At 70.3% G+C, this 11,999-nt stretch carries 14 protein-coding genes and 2 pseudogenes; 12 read left to right on the top strand and 4 right to left on the bottom strand.

Annotated elements, in window-relative coordinates; translation table 11 throughout:
• From ACZ4WZ_RS33590 to ACZ4WZ_RS33570, 5 genes are all read left to right on the top strand, one after another.
• On the top strand, positions 1-222 hold a 222-nt coding region (locus ACZ4WZ_RS33590), incomplete at its 5' end, for an SRPBCC family protein (RefSeq protein ID WP_467896860.1).
• 2 nt (positions 223-224) lie between these two features.
• On the top strand, positions 225-2,546 hold the full coding sequence (locus tag ACZ4WZ_RS33585; RefSeq protein ID WP_467896858.1) for an SDR family oxidoreductase: 2,322 nt from the start codon (positions 225-227) through the stop codon (positions 2,544-2,546).
• Positions 2,547-2,704: 158 nt separating this feature from the next.
• Entirely contained in the window at positions 2,705-3,043 is a 339-nt protein-coding gene (locus ACZ4WZ_RS33580) for a MerR family transcriptional regulator (RefSeq protein WP_467896856.1), read from the top strand.
• A gap of 248 nt (positions 3,044-3,291) precedes the next feature.
• Positions 3,292-3,495: a cold-shock protein gene (locus ACZ4WZ_RS33575; protein WP_065965692.1), complete on the top strand. Its 204-nt coding sequence runs from the start codon at positions 3,292-3,294 to the stop codon at positions 3,493-3,495.
• Between the two features lie 236 nt (positions 3,496-3,731).
• Complete coding sequence (locus ACZ4WZ_RS33570) at positions 3,732-4,025, top strand: hypothetical protein (protein ID WP_467896854.1); 294 nt, start codon at positions 3,732-3,734, stop codon at positions 4,023-4,025.
• Between the two features lie 445 nt (positions 4,026-4,470).
• On the opposite strand, the gene ACZ4WZ_RS33565 is transcribed toward ACZ4WZ_RS33570, so the two are convergent.
• From ACZ4WZ_RS33565 to ACZ4WZ_RS33555, 3 genes are all read right to left on the bottom strand, one after another.
• Positions 4,471-4,977 (bottom strand): RICIN domain-containing protein, encoded by a 507-nt coding sequence (locus tag ACZ4WZ_RS33565; RefSeq protein ID WP_467896852.1) that lies wholly within the window; start codon positions 4,975-4,977, stop codon positions 4,471-4,473.
• 431 nt (positions 4,978-5,408) lie between these two features.
• Positions 5,409-6,065 carry a hypothetical protein gene (locus ACZ4WZ_RS33560; protein ID WP_467896850.1) on the bottom strand — a complete coding sequence of 219 codons (657 nt, stop codon included), beginning with the start codon at positions 6,063-6,065 and terminating at the stop codon, positions 5,409-5,411.
• A gap of 61 nt (positions 6,066-6,126) precedes the next feature.
• Positions 6,127-6,921, bottom strand: a complete 795-nt coding sequence (locus ACZ4WZ_RS33555) for a class I SAM-dependent methyltransferase (protein WP_467896848.1) — start codon at positions 6,919-6,921, stop codon at positions 6,127-6,129.
• 309 nt (positions 6,922-7,230) lie between these two features.
• On the opposite strand from ACZ4WZ_RS33555, the gene ACZ4WZ_RS33550 reads away from it, so the two are divergent.
• The 3 genes and pseudogenes from ACZ4WZ_RS33550 to ACZ4WZ_RS33540 all read left to right on the top strand — a co-directional run.
• Positions 7,231-7,782 carry an EF-hand domain-containing protein gene (locus tag ACZ4WZ_RS33550; RefSeq protein WP_467896846.1) on the top strand — a complete coding sequence of 184 codons (552 nt, stop codon included), beginning with the start codon at positions 7,231-7,233 and terminating at the stop codon, positions 7,780-7,782.
• A 110-nt stretch (positions 7,783-7,892) separates the two neighbouring features.
• Positions 7,893-8,111, top strand: a complete 219-nt coding sequence (locus ACZ4WZ_RS33545) for a Ku protein (protein WP_467896844.1) — start codon at positions 7,893-7,895, stop codon at positions 8,109-8,111.
• Positions 8,080-8,777, top strand: a pseudogene (locus ACZ4WZ_RS33540) (IS5 family transposase); the annotation flags it as partial. The gene ACZ4WZ_RS33545 and the pseudogene ACZ4WZ_RS33540, both read left to right, overlap by 32 nt.
• Here the strand turns inward: ACZ4WZ_RS33540 and ACZ4WZ_RS33535 are convergent.
• A pseudogene (locus tag ACZ4WZ_RS33535) lies at positions 8,763-8,900 on the bottom strand (IS5/IS1182 family transposase); the annotation flags it as partial. The pseudogenes ACZ4WZ_RS33540 and ACZ4WZ_RS33535 sit on opposite strands and share 15 nt — an antisense overlap.
• Before the next feature lie 55 nt (positions 8,901-8,955).
• Between ACZ4WZ_RS33535 and ACZ4WZ_RS33530 the strand changes: the two are divergent.
• From ACZ4WZ_RS33530 to ACZ4WZ_RS33515, 4 genes are all read left to right on the top strand, one after another.
• On the top strand, positions 8,956-9,558 hold the full coding sequence (locus tag ACZ4WZ_RS33530; RefSeq protein ID WP_467896843.1) for a hypothetical protein: 603 nt from the start codon (positions 8,956-8,958) through the stop codon (positions 9,556-9,558).
• A 244-nt stretch (positions 9,559-9,802) separates the two neighbouring features.
• Entirely contained in the window at positions 9,803-10,213 is a 411-nt protein-coding gene (locus ACZ4WZ_RS33525) for an ATP-binding protein (protein ID WP_467896862.1), read from the top strand.
• A gap of 1,096 nt (positions 10,214-11,309) precedes the next feature.
• Positions 11,310-11,462 carry a hypothetical protein gene (locus ACZ4WZ_RS33520; RefSeq protein ID WP_467896842.1) on the top strand — a complete coding sequence of 51 codons (153 nt, stop codon included), beginning with the start codon at positions 11,310-11,312 and terminating at the stop codon, positions 11,460-11,462.
• The gene (locus tag ACZ4WZ_RS33515) at positions 11,459-11,845 is read left to right on the top strand and encodes a hypothetical protein (RefSeq protein ID WP_467896840.1); all 387 of its coding nucleotides are present in this window, start codon (positions 11,459-11,461) and stop codon (positions 11,843-11,845) included. Before ACZ4WZ_RS33520 ends, ACZ4WZ_RS33515 begins: the two co-directional genes overlap by 4 nt.
• Positions 11,846-11,999: the final 154 nt, after the last annotated feature.

Raw genomic sequence — 11,999 nt, 5'->3', positions numbered from 1 at the left:
CTGCACACGGGTTACTGGACGTTCGCGGAGAACGAGGAGGGCGTGGCGGCTTCCTCGCAGCACACGGTCACCATCAACGCCGCGAACATCACCGCCGTCCTGGGTGAGGGGGCCACGGTCGAGGACGCCAAGGAGTACGTCCACACCGCGCTGAGCACCAACAGCCGCGCCACCCTCGGCCACGCCAAGAACTACGCCGAACGCACCCGGAACAAGGACTGACCATGGCTGGGGACTACACCGAAACCCAGGTGATCGTGGTCGGCGCGGGCCCCGTCGGGCTGCTGCTCGCCGGGGAGCTGCGGCTGGCGGGGGCGGACGTGGTGGTCCTCGACAAGCTCACCGCGCCGACCACCGAATCACGTGCTTCCACCCTGCACTCCCGGACCATGGAGATCCTCGCGACCCGGGGGCTGCTCGACGGACTGGGCGACATCCCGAACGACGCCGCCGGCCACTTCGGGGGGATCCCCTTCGGCCTGGGCCTCCCCGGCCCCTACCCGGGCCAGTGGAAGGTCGCGCAGACCCGCCTGGAGGAAGTGCTCGGCCAGTGGGCCGCGGACCTGGGCGCGGAGATCAGGCGCGGCCACGAACTGACCGGGCTCACCGTCGCCGGGGACCTGGTCACCGCCGAGGTGCGCGGCCCGGACGGGACGGCCACGACCGTCCGGGCCGCGTACGCCGTCGGCTGCGACGGCGAGAACAGTGCCGTACGCCGACTGGGCGGCTTCGCGTTCCCGGGCAACGACGCCGGGCGCGAACTGCTCCGCGCGGACGTGGCGGGCATCGACATCCCCAACCGGCGCTTCGAGCGGCTGGAGGGAGGACTCGTCGTCTCCGCCCGGCGGCCCGACGGCGTGACCCGGGTGATGGTGCACGAATTCGGCGCGGAACCCCGGCGGGGCCAGCCCTCCTTCGAAGAGGTCGCCGACACCTGGAAGCGCATCACCGGCGAGGACATCAGCGGCGGAACCCCGCTCTGGGTGAACTCCTTCGGGGACGCGTCCCGGCAGGCCACGAGCTACCGCCGGGGCCGGCTCCTGCTCGCGGGAGACGCGGCGCACCAGCAGATGCCGATCGGCGGCCAGGCCCTCAACCTCGGCCTCCAGGACGCCTTCAACCTCGGCTGGAAACTGGGGGCCGCGGTGGCCGGGCACGGCCGGGAAGAACTGCTCGACAGCTACCACGAGGAACGGCACGCCGTCGGGCAGGCCGTCCAGAGCAACATCAGGACACAGGCGCTGCTGCTGCTCGGCGGCCCCGAGGTCGACGCGGTCCGCGAGGTCTTCGCGGAACTGACCGGCCACGAGGACGTACGCGCCCACCTGGCCGGGATGATCTCGGGCCTGGACGTCCGCTACCCGGCGGACGCGGGCGGCACCCCGCTGCTCGGCATGCGGATACCGCAGGCCGACGCGGTGGGCGACGAGGGCCCGGCGACGACCTTCGAACTGCTGCGTCCGGGCCGTGGCCTGCTGCTCCTCGCGCCCGGTGACGAGGACCGCGGCAGGCGGCTGCGCGCCGCCGCCGGGCCCTGGACGGACCGGGTGCGCGTCGCGACCGCCGCCGCGGCGGACCCGGCGTCCGGAGTGGGAACCACGGCCCTGCTGGTCCGGCCGGACGGTCACGTCGTCTGGTCGGGCGACGCGCCGGACGGTGACATCACGGCCGCCCTGGAGCGGTCGTTCGGTCCGGTGTCGTCCGGAACCCCGGAGCAGGCCGCTCCGCGCGGCCCGGTGAGGGCGTTGCGGTCGGTACCGGCACCGAGGGACCGGAGGAACGGCATGGACAGGCTCCTGGGAAGGACCGCCCTGGTCACCGGGTCGAGCCGGGGCATGGGCCGCGCGGCCGCGCTGCGCCTCGCGGAGGAGGGCGCGCTCGTCGCCGTCCACTACACCCGGGACGAGGCGGCCGCCCGCGAGGTCGTGGCCTCGGTCGAGAGGGACGGCGGCCGCGCCTTCGCGGTGCGCACCGAACTCGGCGTCCAGGGCGACGTGGACACCCTCTTCACCGCGCTGGAGGCCGACCTGCTGGAGCGCACCGGCAGCACCGACCTGAACATCCTGGTCAACAACGCCGGAGTGATGGGCGGCGTCGGAGCGGACGAGGTCACCCCGGAGCAGTTCGACCGGATCTTCGCGGTCAACGCGAAGGCGCCGTTCTTCCTGATCCAGCGGGCGCTGCGGAACATGCCCGACGGCGGCCGGATCATCAACATCTCCTCCGGCCTGACCCGCTTCGCCAACCCGGACGAGATCGCGTACGCGATGAGCAAGGGCGCGCTCGAACAGCTCGCGCTGCACTTCGCGAAGGCGCTCGGACCCCGGCGCATCACCATCAACTCGGTGGCCCCCGGGATCACCCGCAACGACAATCCGGTATTCGGCGTCCCCGAGGCCGTCGAGCAGATGGCGTCGCTGTCCGCCTTCAACCGGATCGGCGAGCCCGAGGACGTCGCCGACGTGGTGGCCTTCCTCGCCACCGACGAGGCCCGCTGGATCACCGGCTCCTTCGTCGACGCCACGGGCGGCACGCTGCTCGGCTGAGCCGTCCGCGACCGCCCGGAACCCCCTGGACCGCCGGCGCAACCCACGCCACGCCGGCGACGGGGCGGGGGGGGGGGGGGGGGGGGGCCCCCCCTCCCACCCCCCCCCCCCCCCCCCCCCCCCCCCCCCCCCCTCCATGCGTTCCACAGAGAGGTGCAATGACAGCAGACGACTCCTACGGCCGTCTCGACGACGACGACTACCCCGCCTACACCATGGGCCGGGCCGCCGATATGCTCGGCACCACACCGAACTTCCTCCGCGCCCTGGGCGAAGCCCGCCTCATCACCCCGCTGCGCTCCGAGGGCGGACACCGCCGCTACTCCCGCTACCAGCTGCGCATCGCGGCCCGTGCCCGGGAACTCGTCGATCAGGGAACGCCCATCGAGGCCGCCTGCCGCATCATCGTGCTGGAGGACCAGCTCGAAGAAGCCCAGCGCATCAACGCCGAATATCGCCGCGCCGCCGAATCCTCCACTCCACCGGCCGCGGCCTGAGACGGTGCGTGCCCGCCGGATACCGGCGGGCCAGGCGCAACCATGTCGCCGCGCAACGCATGAGGCGTTTCCTCTGGTGACAGGCGGTACGGACGTGTACCGTCTCGGTTAGCTGTCGTGGTTCGGAAGTTCCCTTTGCCCATGCCTTCGGCGTGGGTTTTTTGCTGTGCTGTGCCGCAGGAACCAGGGCGATCACCTCCGCCTTCCGCATCGTGCGGGAGGCGTACATCGACTGGAAGGCATGAGACATGGCTACGGGAACTGTGAAGTGGTTCAACGCGGAGAAGGGCTTCGGCTTCATCGCCCAGGACGGCGGCGGCCCGGACGTCTTCGCCCACTACTCGGCGATCAACTCCTCGGGCTTCCGCGAGCTCCAGGAAGGCCAGGCCGTGACGTTCGACGTCACCCAGGGCCAGAAGGGCCCCCAGGCGGAGAACATCAACCTGGCCTGACCCTCCCCACCCCGCCGGCGCGGACAGGGGCCGCGACCCGGACAACGGTCAATACCGCCACAGCGGGCGCTACCCGACAACGTCGCAGACAGTTGCGAGGGGCGGCTCGCGTGCCCCGGCCCCGTCCCGGGCCCGTGCCCGGCGCGCGTGCCCCGGGCACGGCAGGGGCACAGCACCGTGCCCCGGGTCGTCAAGAGACCCGGGGCACGGTCGCTGCACTGGGGCACATCCGCGTCATGCCCACGCCCGGCTACTCCGCGGCCGTCGTGGTCGACGGGAAGGCGCACTCCGAGGAGATCATGGTCGCCGACTCCGTCTACACCGAGGCCATGGTCGGCGCCCGCCCGAGCCCCACCGGCTTCCGCGTCAAGAACGTACGCGGCTACGTCTCCCAGGACTTCGCCGACCTCCTCGCCTCGGTCACCGGCGCCACGCCCCCGCGCGTCGGCAGCCACTGGGGCACGCTCACGCCCAACTTCGACTACATCCCGGGCAAGGCGAAGCCCGCACCGTTCCCGACCTTCCCGTAACACCTACGCCCCCCGGACCGGACACCCGGCGCGCGCCTCCGTCCCTCTGCGCTGTGCTGGACGGCCATCTCTTTCGCCCCGTCGAGTTCCTCGGCGGGGCTGTCGCCTAGGTCAGCGTCGCCCGTGCCGTCGTCCGGGATGGAGGGGATCCTCCTGGTCAAGCCCCCTGAACGGCCTCTACCTTCAGGGGACTCGAGGGTGAACCAAGATCAAAAGACGGGACACCGCGGAGGCGATCGTCGTCGCGGTCACCGGCACCCTGACCCGCCCGCAGCTCCTCTTCCTCGGCCGCCACGACACCGACGGCCGGCGACGCCCGGTCGGCCGGACCGTACCGCTGCGCCCGGATGCCGCCCGGCACAGCGCGGGCCGCCGTCGGTGGGGTGGCGGCCCGCGCTGGGTCCTCAGGTTCGGCTGTGCGGGCTGCGGTCCGCGGTTTCCCGGGTCAGCGGACGTCGAATGAGTGGGTCTGGTACGCGTTGGTGGTGCTACAGGCCACCACGCGGGAGATGTCGTTCGCGGCGCCGTTGTAGGCGTTGATGCACATGCCGTGCGCCTGGTTCTTCAGCTGATACCGGTTGGGCTTGCTGGACTCCTCCAGGCTGAAGATCTGCTCGCCCCACCGCGAGTCGCAGGGGCGCTGCTGAAGGGATTCCGCAGCGCCGCCGCCTACGGCGGTGATGCACATGTCGCTGTGGAGATTGCGCAGCAGGAACGTGGTGGACGTGACCGGGTCGATGGCCCACTTCTGGGCCAAGTGGTCGGATTCGGCCTGGTACTGGACCTGGGCGCCGCCGGCGGTCGAGTTGCCGGCGATGCCGAGCACGAGGCCGGTCTGCCAGTTGCGGATCTTGGTGCCGCTCAACGGCCCCGTCGCGTCGGCGGTGCCTGCCCCCAGCACCGTCATGCCCAGCGCCACCACGACACTCACACAGGCGGAACGAATACGCACGAAGAACTCCTCTTGGCTTGAAACAGATCTAAGCGGTGGATTACCGGTCAGGCGCCGAACGTAGCCACGCCGAACGACCCCACAACAGAGCCCGGGGAGCCGTTCACTCCCCCGCACTGCCCGGTTCACCGCCGAAACGCCACTTCACCCCCAAATGCACTGAAAGGGGCAAACAATCACACCTCTCTCTTGCCTTCAGCGGCGCGGTGCTCCAGTTCGCCCGGCACCCCGGGTGCCAGCGAGAGGGCCCGCGTTGGGCGGTGCAGCCCGGTTGGCGGGTGGGGTTGATCGTTTCCCCGGCCCAAGTGCATCGGCGCCCAGCAGATGGACCTGGGCCGGGGCGCGGGCGTCGCAGCGCGCTCGCGGTTGCCGCGTTAGTCGGTCCGCGCGGTCAGGGCCAATAGGTCGGTCCGAGACCACCAGCCGTCTCCTCAGGGAGACCGGCGGAACGTGGAGTCGGTACGCCGCAGGCGACCACCTACGGCCACCGTCCGGTTGCTCCGCAATGAGTCACCGCCGATCTCGGCGAGGTCCTCAGCCAGGTCGCCGAGGGTGACCTCGGCGTTCAGCGATGACACGAGCTTCTGGCTCAGCGGTCGCAAGGCATACACGCCGCGCACCGCTTCCAGGTCCACGGGAACCTCGTAGTAGTCCTCGGCGAAGCGCTGGAACGCCTCCCGCGAGCGGTCGACCAGGAGCCCGAACAGGCCCGTTGCCCCGTCGGGGTCGGACCACTCGGCGGGGAAGTCGATCACGCCGTGCCGCCACCGATCATCCGTCGCCTTCCGACACAGGCAGGCCGTCACGACGGGGACGTCGTCCTCGTCGGTGAACGCCGGCTCTTCCACGAAGGGCTTGAAGACCTCCGGAACCTCGTCGATCACTCCCGGCCAGGGCTCGCCATCGTTGCCATATGGGCTCATCGGTGCTTCGTGGTCGAATCCACGGACGTAGGCCCCGGCCGCCGAGAACACGATGGAGTATTCGTCCCCCGACCCGTTGCGCATCGATGCCATCTCCTCGCCGTCGGCCCAGTCGACCGGAAGCCCCTGACACCCAGAAATCTCCCCCACTACAGAGCCATCCACCCGGCTAAGGCGATCGGGGCACACGGGCGGCCGTCGTCCGCCGCCCCCGCTTCGGCCGCGGTCACCGGAGAGAGCGGGCGAGGAGGAGATCGGCACGGCAGAGCACTTCGACTTCACCGCCGTGGGCATCCAGTAGGCGGGCGACCGCAGCCAGGACGCAGGCTCGGATGTCTTGTGACAGAAGGCGGTACGCGGAGGTCGACGCCAGATAGGACAGATACCGGTTTGTCGGGTAGCGCTGTACGTCTGCGAAGCAACGGGTGCGGATGTCGGTGAAGCGGCCGTCACGGTGGCAGTCGGCCAGTGCCGTGGCCACCAGGGACGTACCGCCGTGGTCGGCGGTGACGCGGGGGTGGGCGATGCCCCATCGGGCCTCGACAGCATCGAGCGCGGCCCGCAACCGGGGATCTCGGACCGTGTGCGGGTTCCAGAACAGGGCGATCGTGCCGCCGGGGGCAAGGGCCGCGTGGGCGAGATCCCAGCGGTGCGCAGGTTGCAACCAGTGCCAGGACGCACCGGCGAGGAGCAGGCCGTAGCAATGGCCGGCGGACCGCCACCGCTCGAAGCGGGTGACCTTCACGCGGACATTCGGATACGGAGCGATATTGCGGCGCAACACGCGTGCCATGCGGGGGTCGGGTTCCAGGCACAGCAGGCGAAGGCCGCGGGCGGCGAAGGGCAGGGTGGCCTTGCCGGTGCCCGCGCCGACCTCCACGGCTGCCTGCTGTTCCAGTGCGGCGTAGGTGAGCACGTACGTGACCAGATCCTCCGGGTATCCGGGACGCACGGCGTCGTACAGCTCGGCTGCTTCCCCGAACACGGTGCCGCGGGTGGTCCCGTGCTCTTCCGTGGTCATTGTCGGCTCCGGGCTTGCTCTGGATCGGGGCGAGCACCGTACCCGCCCGGGACACGTGGGCGGCCGCCACCGGTTCGGCGTCACGTCCCCCTACCCCCGGACGGGCGCACGGACGCGCCGTGTCCGTGGACGGCCGCCATGCTGGAAGTCGTCGACAGCAGGTGACGAACCAGAGCGGTCCGATGTCCGCGGCCCGCAGAGCGGGGCAGGACCCATCCTGGCGCCCGGCGCTGCCGGTCTCGGCCGCGTGCGCCCCGTCCCCCATCTGGTCGGCGGAACGGATCCGAACATACCGAAGGGCAAGGACGCATGGACACGAGTACCGCCAGCTCCGTCGACCGCAAGCTGGAGCGCCTTTTCATCGCGATGGACACCGACCGCGACGGCTCCATCGACTGGTCCGACCATCAGCGGGTCGTCGATCGCTACCTGGAGGCGTTCTCCGTACCGGCCTCCAGTCGCAAAGCTCGAGCCCTCCAGGCCGCCTACGCGATGCTGTGGCAGGAACTGCTGCGCCACGCGGACACCGAGCAGCAGCAGTTGTCCTGCGCGCAGTTCGTCGACGCGAGTCGCGCCCTCAGCGCGGACACCAGCCGTTTCAACCGGGTCGAGGGCATCTCGCACGCTGTTTTCGACCTCATGGATGCTGATGGCGACGACGTACTCAGCAGGGAAGAGTTCTCCGGACTCCTGGCGGTCTGGGACAGCACGGCGCCCGAGGCTTGGGAGACGTTCGACGGAGTGGACACCGACAAAGACGGCAGGATTTCGCGGCAGGAATTCCTCGAGGCGATGAAACAGTTCCACACCGCCGACGACCCGCACCGCCCCGGAAGCCACTTCTTCGGGCGCCTGGCCTGACCCTGGGGAAGCCTGCGGGTGTAGACGACCTTCTCCGAACCAGACCGCCCGGGGGCCGCGCCCTGAGGTAGAGGTGGACGTCGACGGCAGCACGGCTCGGCGGGCGCCCGGTGGGGCGCCCGCCGGTCACAGGTCACTCACCCCAGGCCTGCGAACCCGACGGCGAGCCCGTCGGCCTCGACGAGATCCGCCGCGGCTACGAGACCTCCACCGGAACGGTCCCCGTCAGCGACGTCGAACTCGACGCCCTCCCCTTGCCCACCGCCAAGGCGATCGAGATCGTCAGCTTCGTCCCGGCTGCCTCCATCACCCCCGCCGCGTTCCGTTGACCACCGACACGGGATCGTGTGGAAGTTCCGGTCCGGGACGGCCTGGCGGGATGTGCCTGAGCGTTACGGGCCGTGGGCCACCCTGCATACGCGTTTTCGCAGGTGGACGAGGAACGGGACGTTCGACCGGATGCTGCGGGCCGCTCAGGCGAAGGCGGACCCGGCGGGCGACACCATGTGGCTGGTGTCGGTCGGCTCCACGATCGTCCGCGTCCCCCAGCACGCCGCCAGGGCCCGAAAAGGGGGCTCCGCGGCCCGGCCCTCGGCCGGTCCAGAGGCGGCCTGACCAGCTAGATCCACCTGGCCTGCGATGGCCGGGGCCGCCCGCTCGCTTCGTCGTGACGGGCGGCAACACCAACGACCGCACCCGGTTCACCACCGTGCCGGGTGCCCGTCTCGGACCCGGGCGCCCCCGCATCCGGCCTGATCACGTCCTCGGCGACAAGGGCTACAGCTCGAAAGCAATCCGCAGGTGGCTCCGTTGCCGCGGCATCCCGCACACGATCCCCGAGCGGGCCGACCAGGTCCGAAACCGGGCCCGACGAGGCAGCAGGGGAGGCCGCCCGCCGGCCCTTCGACCGCGAGGCCTACAAGCACCGCAATGTCGTGGAACGGTGCTTCAACCGCCTCAAGCAGTGGCGCGGCGTCGCCACCCGCTACGACAAGACCCGCACCCTCGCGCCGCGGCACGGTCGCCAGCTTCCCGAAGGCGCGCGGGTTCAGCCCGGTGAACGGGGCTGTCCAGGAGGTCTCCGACGTCGCGATCACACCCAGCCATACCGAGATCATCTACTCGGCGACCGGCAGCTTATGGACAGCCTTGTGCCGACCATAGAGTGCGGTCATGGATGAGATCCCCTGGTTCGAATACGAAGGGGACGACCTGGACGTCGCTCAGCGCGCGTTCGCGGACGTTCTGGCCGAACGCGCGGGATCCTGGCTGGTGGACCCGCTCGACACCGTCGTGCTGCCCTCGGCGCAGACGTTCGAGGGCCAGCTGATCGCCTATCTGGACATCGGTGACCCGCAGCGCAACCAGGGAGTTCTGACGGTGGGCGCCCACTTCGACGGGTCCGTCGTCCGTGGCGGCAAACTCCACAACCAGGACTTCGCTATCCAGCAAGCCGCGAGCGAGTTCCTCTTCGCAGCCGCGGGCAGCCCTACGGAACTGGGGAACAGAGCGGCAGAGTGGTTCGAAGCGGTCCTCGCGCGACCTCTGGTTCGGTGCGAATGGCATCACGAGGGAAGGATGTACGCGGTCCGCTACGAGTACGCAGACACGGGGCGAGGCCTCAGCGAGGGCTTCGAGACCCCCTTGGCTCCCGACGCACTGCGGAAAAGACTGGCCGCAGACGGAGTGATCCGAGGCCGGGGCCGGATCAACCGTGCCGGTCTGGGCCAACCAGACGTGATCGCACATGTCCGAGGCGCCCGCCCCGATCAGTAGTAACGGGACACCTCTCGGACGAGCTCAGCTGCGTTGGTCAACCAGACGCCAATTGCTGCTTCGCAGGGGCGCGGGCCTCCCGCGAGGACGGACCAGCCGCGTAGCGCGGTCACACAGCCTGCCCTCCGGTCGGCCTTGGGCCATCCGTGCCGCCCCTTGTTGCTGATCGCTGTGGAGCGCGACCGAGCGGGTAGACGCGGTGGACGACATCGACCGCGCGGGATCTCGGGACGGGGTGAAGGACATGCAGCAGTCAGAACGGGCCGACAGCAGGCTTGCCGGGCATCTGCTGGAGTGCACCTTGCGGCCGGAGCGGGCCGCGCAGGCTCGGGATGCCGCAGCCGAGTTCCTTCGCGGCCTGCGGCCGCCTCCGCCCGTGCCCACCGTGCAGAACCTGGTGCTGGTCGTCTCTGAACTCGTCACCAACGCCGTGCGCCATGCGGGCGGAGTCAGCGCGATGATCCTGCGGGCGGACCGCCGCAGCATCCAGGTGATCGTGGTGGATCCCAGCCCTGCTCAGCCGCAGGACCGATCCCCCGACCTCACCGGCCGAACCGGCGGTTTCGGATGGGCCATGATCCAACGGCTGGCCCATAGCGTGAGGGTGGAGCCGCAGCCCGGCGGCAAGGCGATCATCGCGGCCCTGCCCCGCTGACCGAACGGGATGTCGCGCACAGTGTTTAATGTGTCGCATCTTGGAAACGCTGAGTAGCCAAAGATGGAAAGGGCAAGGCGAAAGGCGGGACTTATGTTCGTGAGTATCGGAATCATCCTCGTCGTGGTGACGGCGGTCATTGCTGCGATCGCGCTCGCCCCGGCGGTGGAACCCGCGGAATCGACCCAGACCGCAGCACGCAGGACCGGCCCGAGCAGGCGTCCTTCCCGTCGGCTGCACAGGATTCCACCGCAGCGGGCCGGGGACCGCAGGCGGAGCTGCGGCTGACCGGCGGCCTGCGCCCGGCCCCCCTTTTGCTGATTACCGTCGCTGGTGACGGTCAGGGCCGTTGGGGGCAGGCGGGGCCAGGTTCCCGCATTCGAGCGGGCAGGACAAGGTGGCTGGGCCAGCGCGACCGTCGCGGGCCCACCCACCCCCTGGTCCGCGGTCATGCCATCGCGCCGAGGAACCGGAGTGCCGTTAGGCGATCTCTGCCGCGCTGACCCTCGCCGCGCCCATGGACTCGTCTTCGGGAAGGGCACGGCGAAGCCGTGGCTGACGAGGTAGCAGCTGCCGTTGTTGTCCTGCTTCAACCACCCGCCCCAGCCATCGCTCTGGGTAACATGCCATCTCCGAGGTGGTAGAGCTGGTGTGACGCAAAGTCATGGCCAGCCGCCCGTACGGAGGTGACGTTCGAGTCATGAGTGCAGCCCCCGCACCCGACCGCCCCCCGGCTTTTTTTAAGGAAACGGACGCCGGAGCCGAGCGGCAGTGCCGCGAGGCCGCCCCGTGACGGCCGCCGCCGGCCCTGCGGGGTCCGCACCCCGCTATGCCACGGACATCACCGTCGCCGACGGGTGGGCGATCTGTGACTTCGTGCTGCCGCGGATGCAGGCACTGGAGCGGCTCCACAGCCCCGGCTCGGAGGAACACCGTATGGCCGCGGCGCTCGGCGAAGCCGTGGCGGGTCTCCTCCTGAGGCTGGAGTTCAACGATCCCCCGCCCGGGCCGGAAGCCCGTCCCGACATGGTCGGGCGGAGCGGCAGCACGCTGGGGAACAGCGCCGCCTCGGCCGGGTCAAGGAGACTGGAACGACATGTGCGCGCTCGTGCGTCCGTGGCAGGGCGTCGAGGGCTATGACGAGGTCCGCTGGCAGCGCGTCACCTTCCTCGATCCCGCCGGTGAGGTCGAGTACGACCGAATCCAAGCCGAACACGGCATCCGACGACAGGCGTCGACGACCCCGTGAGCACCGAGATCCGGCACGCCAACCCGATCATCATCGACGCCGAGCTCGTCGAGGCGGCCCGGCACCGGCCGGCTCCGAGGCCGCGGCCTACGACCCGGCGGCCGCCGCGGCCCTCCAGGCCCTGGAACACGCGGTTCGCCGTCGCCGGGCGCAACGAGGGGCTCGCCGCCGGAGCTACCCCCGGTGGGCCCGCCTTCCTGCCCGTGGACGTCACCGGCCACTCCGAGCGCCGAGGCGTGGTCACCACCGGCGGCAAGAAGGGCAAGCGCGCCGAGAAGCCCCGAGGCCAGGGCGGCTGGTCGGACAAGAGCGCGGTGTTCTGGGGGTACGTCGACGACGGCGAGAAGTGGGAAGGCGCCGCCACCGAAGGAATCGGCCTGTAGCCGCTGAACTGCGGCGGTTTCATGATTCCGCCTGCGCACGAGGCCCCGCCCGCCGCGGTCTGGCGGTTTCTAGGGGTCGTGGCAACACGTGGTCGGTTGATCAGGCCGCGAGGAGTTTATGCAAACGCTCGGCTGGGGTTTCCCAGCCGAGCGT

It is taken from the genome of Streptomyces sp. NPDC029122 (assembly GCF_055569445.1).
Note: the sequence above shows the minus strand (reverse complement) of the source record. Positions and strands in the feature narration are given on the sequence as shown.

What these genes read in the sequence shown, in the direction of transcription:
- ACZ4WZ_RS33585 (WP_467896858.1), top strand. Translation starts at nt 225, where the DNA reads ATGGCTGGGGACTACACCGAAACCCAGGTGATCGTGGTCGGCGCGGGC.
- ACZ4WZ_RS33580 (WP_467896856.1), top strand. Translation starts at nt 2,705, where the DNA reads ATGACAGCAGACGACTCCTACGGCCGTCTCGACGACGACGACTACCCC.
- ACZ4WZ_RS33575 (WP_065965692.1), top strand. Translation starts at nt 3,292, where the DNA reads ATGGCTACGGGAACTGTGAAGTGGTTCAACGCGGAGAAGGGCTTCGGC.
- ACZ4WZ_RS33570 (WP_467896854.1), top strand. Translation starts at nt 3,732, where the DNA reads ATGCCCACGCCCGGCTACTCCGCGGCCGTCGTGGTCGACGGGAAGGCG.
- ACZ4WZ_RS33555 (WP_467896848.1), bottom strand. Translation starts at nt 6,921, where the DNA reads ATGACCACGGAAGAGCACGGGACCACCCGCGGCACCGTGTTCGGGGAA.
- ACZ4WZ_RS33550 (WP_467896846.1), top strand. Translation starts at nt 7,231, where the DNA reads ATGGACACGAGTACCGCCAGCTCCGTCGACCGCAAGCTGGAGCGCCTT.
- ACZ4WZ_RS33530 (WP_467896843.1), top strand. Translation starts at nt 8,956, where the DNA reads ATGGATGAGATCCCCTGGTTCGAATACGAAGGGGACGACCTGGACGTC.
- ACZ4WZ_RS33525 (WP_467896862.1), top strand. Translation starts at nt 9,803, where the DNA reads ATGCAGCAGTCAGAACGGGCCGACAGCAGGCTTGCCGGGCATCTGCTG.
- ACZ4WZ_RS33520 (WP_467896842.1), top strand. Translation starts at nt 11,310, where the DNA reads ATGTGCGCGCTCGTGCGTCCGTGGCAGGGCGTCGAGGGCTATGACGAG.